The sequence below is a fragment of the Clostridioides sp. ES-S-0010-02 genome, assembly GCA_020641055.1.
Taxonomy (GTDB): Bacteria; Bacillota; Clostridia; order Peptostreptococcales; family Peptostreptococcaceae; genus Clostridioides.
Window position 1 is genome coordinate 660,733 of the sequence record CP067345.1, and the last position, 16,659, is coordinate 677,391.

The window sequence follows — 16,659 nt, forward strand, 5'->3', positions numbered from 1 at the left end:
AATACAAGGAGATGAACGTAAATGGGTAAATTTGATGATTTTGATATTGATTTAAAAGAAAATAAAAATGGTAATGATGTAGAACCTCGTTTAACTGGTGCTGTATGCTTTAGTATAAATGTATCACTTGAAGCTTGTACAACAGTAATGTCAAAAGTTACATGTGGAGAGAGTGGTAATTGTAATATTACAAAGATAAGTAAATGTACAGGTAGATAATTTAATTAACATTTATGATTAAATAAATTTTATAAAGCATTTGTTATAAATATAGTATTAGTAGTCCTTTACAAGTAAAAATATAGCTGAGTTTGAGTTTTGTAATGAATAGGCTCAGCTATATCATTGGTTAATTTCAATTCAATTTTAATGATTAACTAAATAGTTTTATTAAGCAATAATACTTAAAAGAAAGTTTATAAAATGTAGAAACATATTTTAGTAGTACAATATATTTTATCAAAATTTATTTAAGATATAAAAATCACTGATTGTTATTTAATAAACAAATTATTCTAACAATTGCTAGTTTGAATAACAATAATTCAAAAACAAAAGAAATTATAAAAACTTAAATAGTAATCATGTAAGTAACAGGTGCTTTATGAATATATAAAAATACAAGGAGATGAATATAAATGGGTAAATTTGATGATTTTGATATTGATTTAAAAGAAAATAAAAATAATGAGGTACATGCAGAGCCTCGTAAAACTGGTGGAGAGATATGCTTTAGTATAAATGTATCACTTCAAGCTTGTACAACAGTAATGTCAAAAGTTACATGTGGAGAGAGTGGTAATTGTAATATTACAAAGATAAGTAAGTGTACAGGTAGATAATTTAATTAACATTTATGATTAAGTAAATTTTATAAAGCATTTGTTATAAATATAACATTAGTATATCTCTATAAGTAAAAACATAGCTGAGTCTAAGTATTCTAATAATTATTATAAAAAATTTAGACTCAGTTATATCATCATTTGATTTCAATTTAATTTTAATGATTTTTATACATTATTTTTTATAAAAAATTAAAAAGGGAGGTTATGTTTATTGAATTTACAATCAAAATGGATAAACTTTTTAAATCCAATATATATTAGTAATGAAAAAAAAAGAAAAAAAATACAAACTATAATATTTTTTTCTATAACTTATGGTTTATCCTATTCATTAGGTCTACTATCAATATGTTTTAGAGACTCTATAGATCAAGAAAGTTTTGCTGGATTTATGATGATATTACCATTATCTTCAGTTTCTATTGCAAAATTTTACACAGAAGGAAGAACTAATGATAAATATGATTTTTATTCATCAATAATATTATTTTTCATTACCTATTTATTTTTTTTTATTATTGAATTATTAAATTTAATAAATATTAATCAATTTCAATTAGTGAATTCTAGTTTAATTTTAATAAGTAGCTTATGCGTTATTGTCTATTCTTTTAGAATAAAAAGTTTACATATTTTGAAAAATTTTAAAATAGGTATTTTACTAATTTTTTATTTTATATTTTCTCAAATTGTTTTTGGAGTAATAATAAGTGATAATCAATTTAATTATAAAAATTTCTTGAATTATATATTCCTTCCTATAGTATCATTAACATATATTTATCCTTTTTTATCTGAAGAATATGGTTGGAGATATTTTTTACAAAGTATTTTTTTTGATAGATTTGGTAAAAAAATAGGTATTATAATGGTAGGAACCTGTTGGAGTTTATGGCATTTACCATTACAATTTACACTATATAGTCCCAAAGCTCCAATAATTGGATCTATAGCCCATTTGATATATGGTATTGGACTTTCTATATTTTTAGGTTATGTTTATATGAAAACTAAGAATATATGGTACTGTTCTATAATTCATGTTTTAATTAATAGTTTAGGTGTCATTTTCAATGACTCTGAAATGGTCATTAGTTATCATACTATTATAAAAAGATTGATATTTATATTATTGTTTTATATTCCATTTCTACTCACAAAAGAATACAATAAAGATTTATAACTAATTTATATAAAATAAAGTTTCAAATAAATGTTTTTATAGAAAACTCATTATAACAGTGAAAAATAAATAATTCTATATTTAAATTTAAAAGTATTGTATAAGAAATTAGTTTATAGATGATTTTAATAATATATTATACTTTATTAAAATTTACATTAAATATACAAAAAATTATTAATTTTTTATTGAATTAAAAAAGTTAGATATACTAAATTTTTCATTGAAAAATTTTAATGTGAGGTGTTTATTATTAAAAAGAATATTGTAGCAATTACTGGCTCAAATAATGCTAATTCCAAGACAAAGAAAGTTACAGATAAAATACTTGATGAACTTATAAAACTTAATTCAGGGTATGAATATAAGAATATTTTATTAGGTGATTTTGATATTAAGTACTGTATTGGATGCCAAAAATGTTTTAAAAATGGATTTTGTGAAATGGATAACTTTGATAATTTTACTCTTATTCGTGAAGATATGAAAAATGCAGATATTATAATTTTTACTTCTCCTGTATATGTTGATAGTGTACCTGGAATAATGAAAACATTTTTAGATAGATTATCGTATCAGTGTCATATCTTAAGTCTTTCAGGAAAATTAGGTTTTACTTTAGCAGTTGGAGATCAAGGTGGAACAGAAAAAGTTAATGAGCATTTAGATAGTATGCTTAAACACTTAGGTGTTAAGGTATTATCGAGCTATAGTTTTTTAAATATAAATGATTCAATTCATGAAAAAACATCTTTGATAGCGAAGGATATATTAAAGAAGACACAAGAGAATTATGGATATTCTAATTATTATCTAGAGCGATTGTTCAAAGCTTATAAAGTAGAATATATATCCGAAGCCTATAAGAATAAAATATCAAAACATAATGAAATAAAATTTTGGAATCAAAATTGGATAAAAAAAACTGATTCATTTCAAGAATTCGCTATAAAAAAAAGGAGTATAGATCATGATTTTACAGAAAAGTAAGATTGAACTAGAAAATGAGTATTTTGAGAAAATTAAATACATTATTGAATGGTATATGTTGTCTATAAAAGAAGAGTATATAAATGATTATATACCACCATTTAGATATGAAGATTATTTAATTACAATTTCAGAGTTTTTGCCATTGATAAATAATGAGAGTAGAGAAGAATATATAGAAATGGGATATAGTTTAGCAAAAGGGATAAAACATAAATTAGAATATGAATTTGAAAATTATAAAAATCCTTATATGTATTCTGATTTAGGATATATGGCTTTCTCAGTATATTTATTTAATAAAAAAACTGGGCTTTTAGAGAAGTTTTTATACTCACTAAATAATTTATTGCTAAATGAATGTTATAAAAAAGTTATAGTTCTAACAAGTAATAATATATTTGATGTAAATACAAAAAATACTGATTATGATTCAATATATGGAGTATCAGGAGTATTAAACTATCTTTTAGAATTTAAATGGAGAGATGAAGATCTTTTTAAGATAATAAAACTTGGGGAATATCTTATGTCGCTTTGCCTTGAATATGAATATAAAGGATATATGGTTCCAAGATTTCATATTAAACCTGAAAATTTAATAAATGAAAAGTATAAATATATATTCCCGGAAGGAAGTTTAGATTTTGGTATGGCTCATGGTATGTTAGCGCCTTTGATTTCAATAACAAAATTGAAAAGTAAGGTTGAAAATATAAGAGAAATTGATAAGGCTATAGATAAAATTTTCAACTTATATGATGTATTTTTAAATAAAGATGATGGGTATTATAAATGGCCATCACAATTATCTATTGAAGACTATTTAAAAGAAGAAAGTAATTACAATTCTTTTGCAATGTCAAGGTGGTGTTATGGAGGGATTAGCATAGCTAAGGGATTGAGAAATGCTTCTTTAAACTTAAAAAATGATAAATTAGTGAAGAAATATGATAACATATTAAAGAATTTATTGACATATAAATATGATGAGTATTATTTGACTACACCTATTTTATGTCATGGTCACAGTAGTATTTTATCTGTAATGACAATAATGTATAAAGAAACTAATGATAAAGATTATTTGTATAATCTTAATATGACCTTGAAAGAAATATTTCAATTATTTGAACCATCATTAAAGTATGGTTTTAAAACATTAGATGATTCAATAATAGATAGTACTTCATTTTTAGAAGGAACAACTGGAATAATCTTATCATTAATTTCTATATTAAGTAAAGAATCTGATTATGAGAAATTATTATTTTTATCTTAAATTAAAAAATTTAGTATAAAAGATATAATTTTTAATTTTACATCTTTTATACTAAATTAGTTTATCAAAATATGTGTGAAGCTGAAGGCTCTAATGTTTTTGGATGTAATTGTCTTATACTGTATTTTTTCAATATTTATAAAGTTAAAATATTACCAAGAATCTGTATTAGAGCAAAATGTAATAATGTTTATATGAGTAAGTGAATATAGTATAAGGATTTTGGCTTTGTACATAAAAATAAAAATACTTGACAAACCATTGGAATATTAATCGTGTCCAAATACATATTAGAGGAGACAAAATTATAGAAGTTCTAGAATCATGAAAAAATATTAGAATAATAGATATAGAAAAGAACTTGTAAGCTAGGGTAGATTTCTGGGTTTAAAATAACGTATTTAATTTATTTGTATAGAACAATTAAAAATTTACTTATTGAGATAATTAAAAAATAACTGTCACAGAAAAAATAATTTACTCATGTGACAGCCATTTTTGATATTATGTTTTTGTTTTTTATCTGAAAAATTTAAAATAAAAATGTTATTTTAATAATCTAAATAAAATTTATTTTAATATTAATTTTTTATTTTCTTAATATATCACTTTTAGTCAGTCCATTTGATTTACCTTGAGGAGTCCAATGATAATTAGACATAGATTTAAATAGAAATCTAGGAAAGTTAGGTGATATAAAAATATTATCTTTACTAGAAGTGTTACTATCTATGTTGTTACTAAGTATATTCTTTGATAGTTCTCCTAATGAAGTTCCTAAGCTTTTTTTTGGACCTTTACCTAAAGGAGTAGATTGTAATGAACCTAGCATTTCTCCTCCACCAATTCCTATCCCTTGAACCCATGTAAAGTTAACCCTTTTACACCAATTTTCTATCATTTGAATTGCTAAATGAGTTTGTTTCCCTTCATAGAATCCACAGTTAACTATTGCATATACTGGAATAGATTTTTTATTTAGTTTCTTCGCACATTCTTCACATTCCTCTAAAAAACGAATTAAATGAGAAGGAATGCCATCTACATAAAGAGGAAATGCAATTATTAACCTATCACAAGTAAGTATGGCTTCAATAGCTTTAGGATATTTAGATACATTGTCTATTTTAAATGTGAGAATGTCATTATCCTTTTGTATAAGTTTTTCTACTTCAGATAAAAAGTATTGTGAATTATTTTCTTTTACTTTTGGGCTTCCATTTATCATTACTATATTCATAAAGATTCACCTCTTACATCTTGTGGATTTTTAAAAAATGAAACAGAATGTTCCTTCATATTGAGATTTACAGCATTTGCACGTACTAGATTAGTAGCAGTGTCTTTTTCAGTATCTGTAATACAATCCCCATAGAATAAAGCCTTTAAATTTATCTGTTTTTCATATCTATTTTTATGATGCATTTCATTATTCTTTATTACAAAGTATGGAAGGAGATAGCTTATACTTCTATCAAGTATATTTTTGACAAATGGGCTAAATCCACCATAACAACATCTACTTATTATAATAAATTCATCAGAATCAGCTATCAATTTACCCATATTTCTGTAATAGTCTTTTATGACACATGTAGTAGGTGTTTTAATCCAACAACCAAAACAACCAATACACTTGTGGATTTCTTCAGTGTTTGAAAGTATTTTTATATTGTTATCAAGTTTAGGTAATAAATTATCTAAATCTTTTTCAGTTAAATCATGTATTAAAAGTCTCATAAGTTTTACCCCCTTTATATTATGTAGGTTGACTTTTGTAATTCTATCCTACAATTTTTTTTAATAAATTATTACACCAATTAATTACAAAACTATAATAGTCAACGCCATAAATCATTGTGAAATACATACATGTGTATTGGTCAATACAACAATTTTGTTCTACCTCAGTTTTTTGTGCATCTAATTTATTTAAAAGTAATTCAATTTCAGCTATCAACATTTTTAAGTTTGTTTCAATTATTTCTTTAGGTAAGTACTCATAAAAAAATATGTTAACAAGGTGGTTATGCTTTGTCTTAGAAAATTTAATTGGTTTTTCTAACCACTCGAGAAAGTATGATTTCCCTATATCAGTTATGGAATATAGTTTTTTTAATTTGCCCCCATCTATAACTTCGCGATAGTAGATATAATCTTTTTCTTCTAATCTTTTAAGTGCAGGATAAATACTACCAAAACTAGCATCAAAAAAGTATGAAGTACTTTGTGACATCTTTTGTTTTAAATCATATCCACTTAATTCTTTTTCCATCAGAAATCCTAAAATAATGTATTCTAACATAGTGCCTCCTAATATCGTTTATGTATATATTGTTTAGTTATATATCGTTTTGATATATTAATTATTACAAATAATGGGTAGACTGTCAATATGTTTTTAAATTAAGTTTTAAACAGAAATACAGATTATCGCTTAAACACTAGGTTTATTATCATATCTTAAGTTTTAAGAGTTGAATTTACCACTTACATAAGAACTTTGACATGACAATATGATTAAAAGCATATAAATTATTTGAATAGTGCACAAAACCGCAGATTGTATATAATTCACTAATTAGTGAATTATATACAATCTGCGGTTTTTATTCGCTGAATTTATAGCCAACACCCCAAACAGCCAATATATTGTGGATTGTCTGAGTCAGTCTCTATTTTTTTCTTAGTTTTGTACAAATGACGACGTTAGATTATTAACCTTTTATGGTATTGTCATAGCTCCAGATGCTTTCGTATAGCTGTTTTTTTGCAAATTTAACTACTTCCATCCAGTTATAACCTTCTAGTCAATTTCAAATTTTCTAGTCAGTCAATGATAAAGATAAACTGAAATTTGGGAACTCCATGTTATGCCCATAATAGATTTACTTGCTAGATAACAAAAATAATTTTTTTGTAGTGCTGGCATTCACTTTTATCGTTGCTTTCACTGGAAAAAGAACATTTCCGCTATTGATATAGGTGCTAACATTCAAAAATCCCATACCTTCAAATGCCGCCTTTAATAATGGCATTGACACTTTGTTTTTACAACTAATGTTTATGCCACGAAAAAGAGCAATATATTTTTCTAACTTAAAGAACCTCCATCTATTATAAATAATCTTTGATTCAACTTTCAATTTGCATTTACATCCAACGCTTAAATACTACAATTTCAGCATCAGAATCATAAACGCTATACTCAGATACCATGAGATATTTTTCATCAGCAATAATTCCATAATATCTGTCACTGTCTTTTTTGCTAAGCTGATTTCCAAAGTAAATTTTATTATCGTCCCAAAACTTTACAAGCTGCCCTTTTGGCAAGGTATATTCAATGTTAATGAAAGAGCCTTTCAGTGCATTAAGTTCTGTGACTTCTTCCATATCTTGTATATTAAGTGCATTAAATGCTGCAATCAAATTCTTTTTGAATTTGTATAGAGCATCTTTACCTTCTTTCAAACATAATGCAACCAAGCACTCTGAACCAAAAGGATGACCTTTCGTTTCAGCACATCCATTACAAGTGTTACTCAATTCGCATTTCCTACAATCAACTCCGCAAATAGACTTAGTCATTTTTAATTTTCCTCCTTAAATTTTATTTTATCGAGTACGTCTTATCTACTTAGTTTGGATTTTACAGTGGATAGGCGTACATCTTTTTCACAGGTCTAATGTACTTAAAATACTGGTCTGGGTTATAATAAAAGTACATGATTCTTCCAGGGGTAATATCAGGACAGTAACCCTTACCAATGTAATCAAAAGTTGCCATAGCCATTTCAATCTTTTCTTCAACACTACAATTTTCCTGTTCATAATTAAATGGACCATGTTCAAAGATGATATACTCGGCTTCAGGAATATCAATCATAAGCATTTGTGGCGGAAGTTCCCCTTTATAATCAAAAGGAAGTCGTACGCCCCAACACTCTGTACGGAGAATACCCCAATCGCAGAGCCTGCCATCTGGACTGTTTATATAAGCCATAATCTGACCACTTCCACAGTTAGCTTCGCTTCCACCATCATCATCCAATTTACCCTTGATGCTGTCGAGCAAACCACAAATTGTTTCGTGGTCCTGTCCTGGAATAAGGTTTTGTTTTCTCCAAAAATCCCAATACCCGTTACTTTCATTGTTTTTAATGTACAAAAATTTATGTGCAGGTATGGTTGCAAAATAAATCTTGACACCATCTGTTGATTTAATCATTCCTATTTCTCCTAATCCTAAAAAGTAGCGGTCAAAAGGGGTTATTTTTGTACGAAGAACGACTGGCTTAGGATTTTTTCGATATTCACTTGGTGTTACACCATAAGTTCTTTTGAAAGCTCTGGTAAAAGCTTCATGTGATGAAAATCCATAATCAAAAGCAATGTCCAATAGACTCTTATCACTGTCCCTAACCTCTTTTAATGCAAAGGCTAATTTTCTATTCCGCAAGTAATCTCTAAACTGCATACCCGATATTTCTTTGAATTTTTTCGTTGTATAAAATTCAGAATATCCTAATTTGCGAGAAAGAAAGCGTAACGTTAAGACTTCGCCGTTGTAATTTTTAATACATTTGTCAATCTCGTCAATGATTATCTGAATTTGTTGTTGCCACTCATACATTTAACTATTCACCTCGTTTCAATTACCCTACATTCATTATAACGAAATAGAGAAGTTATGGCTTGATTTTACTTGTTGTCATTTAATTTTAATTCTGTGGATTTGCATCTTGTCTAATTTACTATATTATGTCACATTGACATGACAGCTTAAAAGGAATTAAGAATTAGGAACTATTGACAAAGTGTAAATTTAGCAGTAAAATAATTGCATGAGCAAATAGATTGTTGCGCTCGCAACAAAAATATAAATAACAATATTAAGGAGAGAACATGAGAGAGCTATTAAAATGGGTTTCCATTATAAATAGATATAACGCAAACTATATTGATAGGAAATTGGCTGATATTGGAATTAATAATAGCCAATATTTTTATGTATTACACATATGTAGTAATCCAGGTATTACACAGGATACTATATTTAAAAGAATTCTTGTAAATCCTAGTAATATAACAAGAGCTTTGGCAAACCTAGAAAAAGAAGGGTTTATCACTAGAGAACCAAGTGTTAAAGATAAAAGAACATGGCATCTGTATCCTACAGAAAAATCTTTGGCATGTTATGATGAAATAATAAAAATAACGAATGGATATGTAGAGGAATTGTTAAGTTCATTTAAAAAAGAAGAGCAAGAGTTGTTCATGTCAATGTTAAAAAAGACTGCTTTTATAGCTATTGATATGAATGAAGAAGCAAAATTGGAGGCGAAGGAAGATGGAAGAAAAATATAAAGAACCATTGGAGTATGAGAAAGTTTCAAAATTATTGACTAAGTATGCAATACCTAGCATTATAGCAATGTTAGTAAGTGCGTTATATAACATAGTTGACCAAATTTTTATCGGGCAAGGTGTTGGAGTGTTAGGTAATGCTGCTACAAATGTTAGCTTTCCACTAACAACAATATGTACTGCAATTGCTTTATTATTAGGTATTGGTGGAGCATCTAAGTGCTCATTAGAATTAGGTGCTAAAAATTCAGAAAAAGCTACAAAATCAGCGGGAAATTCTATTTGTCTAATGGCTATCTTTGGAATAAGTTTGTTTATAATAGTATCAATATTTTTAACACCACTATTGAAATTCTTTGGTTCCACATCAGAAATATTACCTTATGCACACACATACACAAAGATTACATCAATTGGATTGCCATTTCTTATAATGTCTACTGGAATGAGTAAGTTGATACTTGCTGATGGAAAACCAAAAGCTTCTATGTTTTGTATGTTGGTAGGAGCAGTTATTAACACAATTTTAAATCCACTATTCATATTTGTGCTTGATATGGGAATTGCTGGGTCTGCTTTAGCTACTGTTATTGGTCAACTTATATCTTTTGGCTTTAGTGTTTATTATGTAATGAATTTTCAACATATTAAACTACATAAGAAAAGTTTTAAATTAGAAAGTATAATTTATAAACATATATTTGCGCTAGGTTCAAGTTCATGTTTTAACCAATTAGCAATGACTGTAACACAAATAGTTATGAATAATACGTTGGCATATTACGGAGCTAGGTCAGTTTATGGAAGTGAAATTCCACTTGCTTGTGTTGGTATCATTATTAAAGTAAATATGATTTTTATATCTATAATTATTGGTATATCACAAGGGATGCAACCAATTATAGGATACAATTATGGAGCTGAAAAATATAATCGTGTAAAAGAAGCATATAAGTTAGCAGTAGGAAGTGCAACTGTTATATCTGTTATTGCATTCTTATGCTTCCAATTCTTCCCACGACAAATTACATCTATATTTGGTAATGGGAATGAAACTTACTTTATATTTGCAGAACATTATTTTAGAACTTTCTTGTTCTTAACATTTATAAATGGTGTTCAAATAGTATCATCAACTTTCTTTACATCAATTGGAAAATCAGTACTGGGACTTTTTACTTCTTTGACTCGTCAGATTCTGTTTTTAATTCCATTAATAGTGATTTTACCAATGTTTATGGGTATTGATGGAGTAATGTATGCGGGGCCAATAGCGGATGCCGCTGCTGCAATGGTATGTATATATTTTGCAGTTCATGAAATGAAATCATTGACTATAAAGCAAAATAAAGTAGTGAGTAATCATAAGGAGATTGTAGAGGTATAAGATAATCTTCAATAGTTCTAACAGCATAGTAATCAAATTATTTTTTATGGTAAGTAAATTGTTTTTATTGAATTTACTTACCATATTTTAATTATAAATAGTTATTTATCTCCATTTAGTTACATCATTTAACTTTAATCTAGGTCTTTTTGCTGGTTGTTCATCAGGATAACCTAACGATATTGCTGCAACCAATTGACTATCTGTATCTAACCACTCACATAATTCACGATATGCAAAGTACACATCACAAATCCAAAGACTACCTAAACCTAATTCTACAGCTGTAAGAGACATATTTTGAATTGCAGCTCCAATTGATTGTATGTTTGCCATCTCATAAAAACGTTCTTCAGCAGATAAGTTTTCTAAAGGTGACTTTCCCAACTTGTTTAAAATAAAAATTGTTATGGGAGCTTGTTTCATAATTTCAACAGTATAATTTGCTCCTGCAATATGTTGACGACTTTCTGGAAGAAGTCCATTGTTATCAATTTCATTTTGAATACCTTTGCTCATCGCTCTAAGCATAGATTCTTTTTCTTTTTCAGTGACAACAATAAATTTCCATGGTTGTCTATTTTTAGATGAAGGTGCATCTATTCCAGCTTCAATTATTTTTTCTATAGTTTCATGTGAAATATTTTGATTTTTATATTTTCTAATGCTACGTCTTTTCGATATAGAATTGCTTATCATTATAGTAACCTCCATTTATTTTTGTTAATTTTTCCAAGTAAGGTTTTTATTTAAAAGATTATATTAGTTTTAAAAATATATTTAGATAAAATCTATTTATATAAAATATATTTACGTTATGTTTACAAAAAACATATTCACATATAGAAGAATTGTTTTAATTATTTTATCATTAATTTAGAAAAAAGTCATTGTCTTTAGAAGTAGAACATGAGAATTCTGGTAAAAATAACACTGAAAATTTAATGTAGCTTTATCAAGGTATTAGTACTTGTATATTTACAACCTAGTGCAGAAAGCTCACTCTTTTAGGTGTGGATGGATAGCATAGATAGTGTATAAAAATATTGACATTAAGGGATTAACATACTATAATTATTTAAACATAAATATAAACATAAACATAAAAACAAAAATAAATACTTATGAGGTGATGTAATGAGATTTGATATGGATAATCTGTTATATATACTAATTTATATGACATTATTAGTATCTATCCTTGGATGCATAATTTACTTTTGTAAAGACCTCTTATATCATAAAATTAAATATGTTTTAAGGAAAAACATATTTATAAATAGATTTACATATTCTGAAAAAAGATTGCCTAAGCATTATATTGTTTTTCAAAAATATGATATTTGGAGGTATTATAGTATATTTTAATTTGAAATGATTCTATTACAGTTCAAGAATTTAAAATAAAAGGAGAGAATAGAATGGATTTCATTTCAAATATACTACAAGAGGTATTAAATATATTATTTAGTTTTACAGGAGATTTTGGGATTGCAATAGTACTTATAACTTTAATAGTAAAGTTGATGCTAATGCCATTGTCATTAAAACAAAGATTTTCTATGAAAAAACAACAAGAATTGGCAGAAAAGATGGAACATATAAAAGAAAAATATAAGGATAATGCTAAAGAACTTGAAAAGCAACTACAGATGCACTCTGTGGAAAGTATGAAGAGTATGATTGGGTGTTCCACAATTTTACTACAAATGCCAGTAATATATGCACTGTATCATGTATGCTTAAACATGCCAAAGGGATTTACGACAGTTATAATTCCTTGGATTGCTAATTTAAATACAGCTGATAATTTATTTATACTACCTTGTATATACACATTAACTATGCTAGCTCCAAATTTAATAAATTATATACCATATTTTAAGGTGAGTTCTCAAAGAACATTTAATAAACAAACGATTATAATGACTACTATAACGAGTCTTATAATAACTGTTAGAACTCCAGTAGCCCTAGGTCTATATTTTATAACAAGTGCAATTTATGCATTAATTGAAGAGATTTGCTTTAGAATATATTTTAATCAAAAAAATAAACTAGTATTAAAATAATATAATAAGTATTTTATAAATTCTTAGCCTGCCAACATGAATCAAAGTTGGCAGGCTATTTTTATAAATTGGTAGGTTATTTTTATAAACATATTATTTTCTAAAAAATAGTTACAAAATAAATTAATATAAACTAAAATAAAGTTAAAAAACTGAGATGATAAAATAATAATGGCTAAAATATTAGTAGTAGAAGATGAAAAAAGAATGCAAGATATCATTGTAGAATATATGCAAAAAGGAGGATATACTTGCATAACTGCTGATGATGGAGTAGAAGCACTTACAATAGTGAAGAATAATGATATAGATTTAATGATATTGGATATTATGATGCCATATTTAGATGGATTCTCAGTATGTAGAGTTTCACGTGAAATGACTAATATACCTATTATTATGTTGACAGCTAAAGGTGAAGAAGAAGATAAATTAAAAGGCTATGAGTATGGGGCTGATGATTATAAAATGTTATGATGTATGAGAGTATCTCATTAAAATGATTTTTTATAAAAAGATTGTTCAAAAACTTCATGATTTCAATAATCACAGATTTAGGAGTATAGAGAAGCTTTTTATCAAGAATAGGAGAAATATTTTATTTTCAACATGGTATAGTGGGGAAGATGTAAGCCTTAAATGTAGTTAAAGTAGAGTAGTTAAAGAATTAAGAAGACTCAATAATTAAGAATATTATAGAAAGGAATAATGTATTATGAAAATGCCCAATAAGATTGAAAATATTATGTTTGCTCCCTGTGGGATGAACTGTAAAGTCTGTTATGAACATTGTTATTCAAAGAAACCTTGTCAGGGATGTTATGCAGGTGACTTGGGGAAACCAGAACATTGCAGAAAGTGTAATATAAAAGAGTGTACAAAGATAGAAAAGATTACATACTGTTTTGAGTGTGAAAAATTTCCATGCAAATTGGTCAAAAACTTGGAAAAAAGTTACAATAAAAGATACGAAGAGAGCCTTATAAAAAATAATATTTTAGCTAAAGAGTCTGGAATAACTACTTTGATGGAAGCAGAATTAAAAAAATGGACTTGTATTTATTGTGGTGGCATTATTTCTTTACATGACTCTGAATGTTCTGAGTGTCATGCTAAAAAGGAATCAAAATAATAATAGTCTTATTGGCATATAGCTTTTCTCCGTTTCATTTAATTCTTGATGAAAATGAATATGTAAATGAAACGGAGGTCTATAAAATTTGAACTAGGTTAATTAAAACTATTGTAGTGATTAAAACTATCTTAGTGTATTATGTATAAAAATCAAAATAGAACAATTAAAATTTATCTAGTATATTACCTAGTTTATTTAGTGTATTACTTAATTTTTTTAGTATATTATTTAGTTTCTTTAGCATATTATTTAATTTCTTTTGATTTAAAGATGCCTTGCTTATAAAATTGTCCTGAATAAGGAATAGATAAAGCAAAAAATGCAATTATTACACCTGAAACAATAATCAAGAAATTAATAGATACCATATCAGCAAGTGGTCCAAAGAGTATCATCCCAAGAGGTATAAGACCAGTATATATAATAGTAGGTAAGCCCAATACACGACCTTGCATTTCTGGTACTACATGTTCTTGCAACATGGTCATAGCTGTTGCTTGAATAATTGGGATTGAAAAACTGGTAAAAAACATGAATATGAAAAATTGCCAAGCTTGTGTAACAGAGCCCAAAATAATAGAAAAGATAGCATAAGATAACATTGCCAAGAAAAATGTCTTATTTCGATTTTTAAAGCCACCAAATATTCCTATAACTAATCCACCTAGAACCATACCTGAAAAGCCAATCATTTCAATAATAGATAGATAAATATACCCCTTACCAAATGTACGCTCAATCAATAATCCTATAAGAAAGCCTGATGGTACGCAAAGAAAAATGAAAGCGCCATAAGTAAAAACTACTTTTCTAATAAATTTATCCGAAAAAGAGTATTTTATTCCAGATATCATGTCTGTTAAAAATGATACTTTTTCAGTTTGTTTTATTATATTATGTTTAGATATTTTAATGAAGCAGAGTAATACAATAGCAATAATTGCAGTAATAATATCAATTAAAAGTACTTGAGATATTTTATTTCCTAGACCAAGAATTGCTGCGGATACAATAGGAACTATAAATTGAACTATAGATTGAAGACTGCCATTCATACCATTAAAACGCATTAAGTGTTCCTCTGGCACAAGTTGAGGAATCAGTGCATTTACAGCAGGTGTCTGTACACCACTTCCTAAAGAACGAATAATAGATACAACAGCAATTGCGATTAATTCATTTTCTCCTTTAATTCCTGACATCATAAGCATAAGTAGTATTAGTGTAGAAGCAGCGATTATAGTATCAGATACAATGATGAGTATTTTTCGATTATAGTAATCTGCCCATACACCTGCAAAAAAAGATATTAGCATTTGTGGTATGAAGGAGCATACAGTTAAGATTGTTACCCATATGCCTGATGACGTTTGAAGTGTGATATACCATATCATTGCCATCTGTACAAGTGATGAACCAAATAGGGAAATATATTGGCTCACTAAAAAGGTAAGGATTTTTTGCTTCCATGTAAAATGAGTATTTTTGTTTTCCATTCTATTCCTCCTTTGATTTGTGTGTTTAATTTTTCTTGCTCTTAAGAATAACACACAAATCAAAGTATGGAGTTAGAGTGGAGGGTTAAGAAAATTGTTCTTTCATGCTTTGAAGATGAGATTTCATTGATTTTGCATTGTATTCCGCCTCTTTCAATGAGGTTATCAATTTGTCACATACTGAGATAATTTCATCATCGTCTTTTGGAGTATCAATAATATTTTTAATATTAGCATTGGGATTACAAGACAAAGCATTTAACATTCTTAAAATAGCTGAAAGAGAATAGTTTGCAGAGCGTAACGAATTAATAATTTTAAGGCGCTTTATATCTTCATCAGTATATACACGATAACCATTTTGCTTTCTTTTTACTTTTAATAACCCGTTCATTTCCCAATTTCTTAAAGTATCTATTGTAACCTTTAAGTGTTCTGAGGTTTCTTTTCTAGTTAAAAATAACTTGTCTGTCTCTTGTGTGTTTCCATTTAAAATTTCTTTAACAATATTGATTGCTTCCTCAGCATTTGATTTTTCTATTTCTAATTGTTGTAAGTAATGACTAACAAGAGAAATAGCTTTGTCAAAATCTTTATTTGCTGATGTTCTGACAATCTCAATTGCATTTTTTCTCAATCCTCTTTGTGTAACTTCAATTTTTAAGGCTGTACGAGCAAATTTAAATTGCTCTATATGAAAATCGTTAAAAATACGATAGCCATTAGGATTACGCTTAGGTTTAGGTATTAGTTCAAGTTCTTCATATAAACGTACTGTATTAGGATGTATACCAATTAAATCTGCTATTTCTGATGTTGTGTAGGTATTCATTTATATTCAACTCCTCTTGTGTGTATATAGCATCAACAATAATATCACTAAACGAAAGTCTGGT

The 16,659-nt window shown here is 27.2% G+C and carries 18 protein-coding genes and 1 pseudogene; 10 read left to right on the forward strand and 9 right to left on the reverse strand.

Annotation, left to right across the window (positions count from 1 at the left end):
- The first annotated feature begins 21 nt into the window (after positions 1–21).
- The 5 genes from JJC01_03455 (at position 22) to JJC01_03475 (ending at position 4,303) form a co-directional block, all read left to right on the forward strand.
- The gene (locus JJC01_03455; GenBank protein ID UDN58938.1) at positions 22–219 is read left to right on the forward strand and encodes a hypothetical protein; all 198 of its coding nucleotides are present in this window, start codon (positions 22–24) and stop codon (positions 217–219) included.
- 419 nt (positions 220–638) lie between these two features.
- Positions 639–842 carry a hypothetical protein gene (locus JJC01_03460; protein ID UDN58939.1) on the forward strand — a complete coding sequence of 68 codons (204 nt, stop codon included), beginning with the start codon at positions 639–641 and terminating at the stop codon, positions 840–842.
- A 217-nt stretch (positions 843–1,059) separates the two neighbouring features.
- On the forward strand, positions 1,060–2,031 hold the full coding sequence (locus tag JJC01_03465) for a CPBP family intramembrane metalloprotease (GenBank protein UDN58940.1): 972 nt from the start codon (positions 1,060–1,062) through the stop codon (positions 2,029–2,031).
- Between the two features lie 243 nt (positions 2,032–2,274).
- On the forward strand, positions 2,275–3,021 hold the full coding sequence (locus tag JJC01_03470; protein ID UDN58941.1) for a flavodoxin family protein: 747 nt from the start codon (positions 2,275–2,277) through the stop codon (positions 3,019–3,021).
- Complete coding sequence (locus tag JJC01_03475) at positions 3,002–4,303, forward strand: hypothetical protein (protein UDN58942.1); 1,302 nt, start codon at positions 3,002–3,004, stop codon at positions 4,301–4,303. Before JJC01_03470 ends, JJC01_03475 begins: the two co-directional genes overlap by 20 nt.
- Before the next feature lie 589 nt (positions 4,304–4,892).
- Here the strand turns inward: JJC01_03475 and JJC01_03480 are convergent.
- The 6 genes from JJC01_03480 to JJC01_03505 all read right to left on the reverse strand — a co-directional run bounded on the left by JJC01_03480 (position 4,893) and on the right by JJC01_03505 (position 8,939).
- Positions 4,893–5,543, reverse strand: coding sequence for a hypothetical protein (locus JJC01_03480; protein UDN58943.1), 651 nt, complete (start codon positions 5,541–5,543; stop codon positions 4,893–4,895).
- A complete protein-coding gene (locus JJC01_03485; GenBank protein ID UDN58944.1) occupies positions 5,540–6,043 on the reverse strand; it encodes a flavodoxin family protein in 504 nt (167 codons plus the stop codon). Before JJC01_03485 ends, JJC01_03480 begins: the two co-directional genes overlap by 4 nt.
- 43 nt (positions 6,044–6,086) lie before the next feature.
- Complete coding sequence (locus JJC01_03490) at positions 6,087–6,608, reverse strand: PadR family transcriptional regulator (protein ID UDN58945.1); 522 nt, start codon at positions 6,606–6,608, stop codon at positions 6,087–6,089.
- A 583-nt stretch (positions 6,609–7,191) separates the two neighbouring features.
- Entirely contained in the window at positions 7,192–7,428 is a 237-nt protein-coding gene (locus JJC01_03495) for a DUF1697 domain-containing protein (protein ID UDN60115.1), read from the reverse strand.
- A 28-nt stretch (positions 7,429–7,456) separates the two neighbouring features.
- Positions 7,457–7,894: a DUF3795 domain-containing protein gene (locus JJC01_03500; protein UDN58946.1), complete on the reverse strand. Its 438-nt coding sequence runs from the start codon at positions 7,892–7,894 to the stop codon at positions 7,457–7,459.
- A 61-nt stretch (positions 7,895–7,955) separates the two neighbouring features.
- Positions 7,956–8,939, reverse strand: coding sequence for a helix-turn-helix transcriptional regulator (locus tag JJC01_03505; GenBank protein UDN58947.1), 984 nt, complete (start codon positions 8,937–8,939; stop codon positions 7,956–7,958).
- Positions 8,940–9,211: 272 nt separating this feature from the next.
- Here JJC01_03505 and JJC01_03510 point away from each other — a divergent pair, with 272 nt between their 5' ends.
- Together JJC01_03510 and JJC01_03515 are read left to right on the forward strand one after the other, a co-directional pair.
- Positions 9,212–9,673 (forward strand): MarR family transcriptional regulator, encoded by a 462-nt coding sequence (locus JJC01_03510; protein UDN58948.1) that lies wholly within the window; start codon positions 9,212–9,214, stop codon positions 9,671–9,673.
- A complete protein-coding gene (locus JJC01_03515) occupies positions 9,657–11,060 on the forward strand; it encodes an MATE family efflux transporter (protein ID UDN58949.1) in 1,404 nt (467 codons plus the stop codon). Before JJC01_03510 ends, JJC01_03515 begins: the two co-directional genes overlap by 17 nt.
- 105 nt (positions 11,061–11,165) lie before the next feature.
- Here JJC01_03515 and JJC01_03520 read toward each other — a convergent pair whose 3' ends face one another.
- Entirely contained in the window at positions 11,166–11,759 is a 594-nt protein-coding gene (locus JJC01_03520; protein UDN58950.1) for a nitroreductase family protein, read from the reverse strand.
- Positions 11,760–12,481: 722 nt separating this feature from the next.
- On the opposite strand from JJC01_03520, the gene JJC01_03525 reads away from it, so the two are divergent.
- The 3 genes and pseudogenes from JJC01_03525 (at position 12,482) to JJC01_03535 (ending at position 14,264) form a co-directional block, all read left to right on the forward strand.
- The gene (locus JJC01_03525) at positions 12,482–13,132 is read left to right on the forward strand and encodes a membrane protein insertase YidC (protein UDN58951.1); all 651 of its coding nucleotides are present in this window, start codon (positions 12,482–12,484) and stop codon (positions 13,130–13,132) included.
- A 171-nt stretch (positions 13,133–13,303) separates the two neighbouring features.
- Positions 13,304–13,597: pseudogene (locus JJC01_03530) on the forward strand (response regulator).
- A gap of 250 nt (positions 13,598–13,847) precedes the next feature.
- Entirely contained in the window at positions 13,848–14,264 is a 417-nt protein-coding gene (locus JJC01_03535) for a DUF3795 domain-containing protein (GenBank protein ID UDN58952.1), read from the forward strand.
- 248 nt (positions 14,265–14,512) lie between these two features.
- On the opposite strand, the gene JJC01_03540 is transcribed toward JJC01_03535, so the two are convergent.
- Positions 14,513–15,763, reverse strand: a complete 1,251-nt coding sequence (locus JJC01_03540; GenBank protein UDN58953.1) for an MFS transporter — start codon at positions 15,761–15,763, stop codon at positions 14,513–14,515.
- Positions 15,764–15,848: 85 nt separating this feature from the next.
- Complete coding sequence (locus tag JJC01_03545; protein UDN58954.1) at positions 15,849–16,595, reverse strand: MerR family transcriptional regulator; 747 nt, start codon at positions 16,593–16,595, stop codon at positions 15,849–15,851.
- Positions 16,596–16,659: the final 64 nt, after the last annotated feature.

What these genes read in the sequence shown, in the direction of transcription:
- JJC01_03535 (UDN58952.1), top strand. Translation starts at nt 13,848, where the DNA reads ATGAAAATGCCCAATAAGATTGAAAATATTATGTTTGCTCCCTGTGGG.
- JJC01_03490 (UDN58945.1), bottom strand. Translation starts at nt 6,608, where the DNA reads ATGTTAGAATACATTATTTTAGGATTTCTGATGGAAAAAGAATTAAGT.
- JJC01_03525 (UDN58951.1), top strand. Translation starts at nt 12,482, where the DNA reads ATGGATTTCATTTCAAATATACTACAAGAGGTATTAAATATATTATTT.
- JJC01_03540 (UDN58953.1), bottom strand. Translation starts at nt 15,763, where the DNA reads ATGGAAAACAAAAATACTCATTTTACATGGAAGCAAAAAATCCTTACC.
- JJC01_03505 (UDN58947.1), bottom strand. Translation starts at nt 8,939, where the DNA reads ATGTATGAGTGGCAACAACAAATTCAGATAATCATTGACGAGATTGAC.
- JJC01_03480 (UDN58943.1), bottom strand. Translation starts at nt 5,543, where the DNA reads ATGAATATAGTAATGATAAATGGAAGCCCAAAAGTAAAAGAAAATAAT.
- JJC01_03460 (UDN58939.1), top strand. Translation starts at nt 639, where the DNA reads ATGGGTAAATTTGATGATTTTGATATTGATTTAAAAGAAAATAAAAAT.
- JJC01_03475 (UDN58942.1), top strand. Translation starts at nt 3,002, where the DNA reads ATGATTTTACAGAAAAGTAAGATTGAACTAGAAAATGAGTATTTTGAG.
- JJC01_03455 (UDN58938.1), top strand. Translation starts at nt 22, where the DNA reads ATGGGTAAATTTGATGATTTTGATATTGATTTAAAAGAAAATAAAAAT.
- JJC01_03510 (UDN58948.1), top strand. Translation starts at nt 9,212, where the DNA reads ATGAGAGAGCTATTAAAATGGGTTTCCATTATAAATAGATATAACGCA.
- JJC01_03545 (UDN58954.1), bottom strand. Translation starts at nt 16,595, where the DNA reads ATGAATACCTACACAACATCAGAAATAGCAGATTTAATTGGTATACAT.
- JJC01_03515 (UDN58949.1), top strand. Translation starts at nt 9,657, where the DNA reads ATGGAAGAAAAATATAAAGAACCATTGGAGTATGAGAAAGTTTCAAAA.
- JJC01_03500 (UDN58946.1), bottom strand. Translation starts at nt 7,894, where the DNA reads ATGACTAAGTCTATTTGCGGAGTTGATTGTAGGAAATGCGAATTGAGT.
- JJC01_03520 (UDN58950.1), bottom strand. Translation starts at nt 11,759, where the DNA reads ATGATAAGCAATTCTATATCGAAAAGACGTAGCATTAGAAAATATAAA.
- JJC01_03485 (UDN58944.1), bottom strand. Translation starts at nt 6,043, where the DNA reads ATGAGACTTTTAATACATGATTTAACTGAAAAAGATTTAGATAATTTA.